The sequence below is a fragment of the bacterium genome (genome assembly GCA_024224155.1).
GTDB lineage: Bacteria > Acidobacteriota > Thermoanaerobaculia > Multivoradales > JAHEKO01 > CALZIK01.
The window spans coordinates 1-1,568 of the sequence record JAAENP010000274.1; the positions used below are offsets into that span (position 1 = coordinate 1).

Consider the following 1,568-nt stretch of genomic DNA (forward strand, 5'->3'; position numbering starts at 1 on the left):
ACGCACCGGCCGACCTCTTTCCCCCTGATGTGCATTGTGCAAAAGTCGCCAGACTTCACGGGAAGATCGGCGGTGGCGGGATCCCCGCCGCCGCCATCCCCGCCGCCGCCGGCATCCCCGCCGCCGCCGACATCCGCTCCCTGCGGGTCCTCCTCCCCTTCAACTTCAGAGCCACCGGGGATCTCCTCGACTTTGGCGGCGGGGATATCCTCGCCTTTGGCGGCCTTCTTCCTCCGCTCTTTGTTGTCATCTTTCTCTGCCTTCCTTTTCGGGTCCGGAGACTGGAGAGAGTGCTCGAACGACTCCGCCTCTTTTTTCAGGACGTAAAGCAGATTCGAGACCGTGTGGTTGCGAAGGCCCGCCTTCAATCGCGTCCACAGCTGCAGGCCTGCCACCTTCGTCGGCTGCGTCAAGTCCGCCCAATCCAGTGCCGATCGAGTCGCAGGCGGCGGAACGAAGAGTCGCTCGCAGACGAACTCCTGGACCACGGCCGTCCAGTGCTCCTTCGGAGTGAGGTCGGGGTCCTTCGCCACGGCGTCGAGCTCCTCCAAGCAGCCGCGGAGTTTGCAATCCTGCGGCAGTGTCACCCCCGCGACAAGGAGTTTGTCCAGCAACGCGAGAACCTGGCTCGACACCCCGCGGCCGCCGGGTAGCGTGCAGCTGCTGCCGTCTTGCGTGTGCAGCTGCACGAGGAGGAGCCAGGGGTTGTGCAGGCAGGGCCACTGCTGGAGCACGCTTTCCGCGTCGGGGCACGCGAGGACGAAGTCCACCCGATCCTGGAACGTCGCGAGGGGCGGCTCGCGCAGCAACGTCCAGGCAACCTCCAGCCCGGACTTCAAGTCGCCCTCCGCGGTTTCCAGCTCCCTCGCGACAATCTCGAGCCTTTGCCCCGCACTCAGAGACTCCGAGGTTCTTGCCTGCGCGATGAAGGTCCGGCTTCGCTCTGCGAGGAAGTCCTTGTAGAGGGGACTCAAGAAGAATTTATTCTTCAGCTGCAGCGGAAGGTCGTTGTAGGCGTAGCACTCGGCCGCCGAAATGTCCGCGACCGCGGCTTTCACGAGCGCGTGACCGATGGGCGGCAGCAGAGCCGGCGCGATCTTCACCAGGTCCCCCAAGCAGGACGCCATCTTCCTCATGTCCGCCCACGTCGCGCGCAGCAAGCGCGTCAGCACGAAGGCGGGGTACTGGCGGATCTCCCGGGGCAAGTGCTCGACGAAAGCCCCGACGTCGTCCCCGACGAAGGCCTCGTGCAAGTCCTCGACGTGGTGCACGTACTGCCGGAACCAGAACTTCACCGTGTAGGGACACATCGTGTCCCGGGAGCTCCACCTGTCCGCTTCGATCGCCGAGCTCGTGGCGGAGCAGACCTTGAGCATGAGGTCGCTGTCCACCTTGTCGTCCTCTTCGAGTGTGGCGAGCTCCTTCACCAAGGCAGCGCGGCCCCGCCACGGGAGAGCGGACTCGGTCGAGGCGGCCTCGGCGGCGGCGGCGTCGTCCGCCTCCTGCCCGGGCGCGGGTCGAACCCTGGCCCGTTTGGAGGCGGAGTCCGCCAGAGAGTCCGCCGGCTC

At 66.0% G+C, this 1,568-nt stretch carries 1 protein-coding gene; it reads right to left on the reverse strand.

Going from position 1 to position 1,568, the window contains the following annotated elements; all coding sequences use genetic code 11:
* The coding region (locus GY769_14340) for a hypothetical protein (GenBank protein ID MCP4203097.1) at nucleotides 1–1,568 on the reverse strand (1,568 nt) is incomplete at both ends.